Annotated in this window: 1 protein-coding gene; it reads right to left on the reverse strand. The window is 72.8% G+C overall.

The genetic code is table 11. The features are described 5' to 3' along the window. Nucleotides 1-210: 210 nt before the first annotated feature. The gene (locus ACY45C_RS01640; RefSeq protein ID WP_462185907.1) at nucleotides 211-1239 is read right to left on the reverse strand and encodes a hypothetical protein; all 1029 of its coding nucleotides are present in this window, start codon (nucleotides 1237-1239) and stop codon (nucleotides 211-213) included. Between the last annotated feature and the right edge of the window lie 195 nt (nucleotides 1240-1434).

A 1434-nucleotide genomic window follows, 5' to 3' on the forward strand; every position in this document is an offset into this window, starting at 1 on the left:
CCACAGGGCCTGAAGATGTTCTGATGGAGGTTTCGACCGGCCGAGACCCTGCCGAGACCGCAGGCCGGGAACGTGTGGCTGCCGCCTACGTGGCAGGAGGGGCGGCGGCCCACGCAGGGGTCCGTACCGAGTGGTTCATACGGGCAGGTTCGTTGTGGTCCATCCGTGCAGCGGATCCGTCAGGTGCGTCAATCGCGCCGTAAGTGTGGATCAGGTCCGGGCGAGCGCCTCGCAGACGGCGAGGGACTCCCGTGCGGCGAGTTCCAGGGCCTTCGCGCAGTGCCGTACCCAGATGGCCACGCCGTCGGCGCCGCCACCGACATAGGCTGCGGCGGCCTCGCGGTACCCGGCGATGACGTCCCCGGCGATGACGTCCCCGGTGCGGTCCACCCGCAGGATGCTCGCCGGGTTCTGTCCCAGCTTGAGATGCCCCACGTCGGTCGCCGTGAGCGCCTTGGGATCGAGGCCCCGGCCGATCAGGACCAGGCGGGCGGCGGCCCGGGCGATGACCCCGTCGAGGGCGCCGAACGGTCGCAGGGCCAGCAGTTCCCCGTGCACCACGGCGGCCACCACGATCGCCGGCGCGCTCGTGGGCGCGACGAGGAGTCCGGTCAGGCCATCCAGCCGGACCGAGGTCTCCACCGAGTGGGGAGGCGGGCCCAACCGCAACGGGTCGAGGATCTCCCGGGTGCCGGCATCGGCCCGCGGACGACCGAGCTCGTCGTCCGGGACGAAACCCCGGCCCAGCAACACGTGCATGCGGGCCAGGGCCTGTCGCGGTGCCTGCTCCCAGGCCGGAACCAGGATGCCCAGCTCGGCGTAGAGCCGAACCGTGCCGAGGACGACAGGGAACGGATGGCCGGATCCGGCCATGGCGGCGTCGTTCCGCGTACCGCGGTCGGTGACCGCTCCGGCCTCCGACGCGTCCGTCTTCTCCAGACCGGGGAGCACACCTTCGGGCCCGGATCGGGCCAGGTGCGCCCGCAGTTCGTCCAGGCTGATCTCGTATCCCTCGAGGGCGGCGCAGGCGCGGGCGGCCCGCAACGATGCCTCCGCGGTCACCTCGGCGCTCTGGCGGCGCAGAACGCGGTGGCGCAGGAGCGTGTCCACCGCGGATCGGGCGCTGTCCGCCGCTTCGCGCACTCCGGGCAGAGCGGCAACACGGGCGAGTGGATCGGCGGCGAGGACTGTTCCAGACGGGCGGAGACTCACAGCTCGCACGCTACCCGTTCGTGCCATGCGGGCTGGGCCACGCGGGGTCGGACCGCCCGGGCCGTGCGGGCCAAGCGGGAAGACGGTGAGACCCGTAGGAGGAGTCACAGGTCTGAGCCGCGTCGTTGGGCCTCCGGGCGGCTCCGCGCGGGGGAGACTGCGTAGAGGGACCGGGGCGGCGGACCGCGTCACGACGGGGGACGGTCGGCCGGGAGGGTGTTG

The organism is Frankia sp. CcWB2, assembly GCF_977927585.1.

What these genes read in the sequence shown, in the direction of transcription:
- ACY45C_RS01640 (WP_462185907.1), bottom strand. Translation starts at nt 1,239, where the DNA reads ATGGCACGAACGGGTAGCGTGCGAGCTGTGAGTCTCCGCCCGTCTGGA.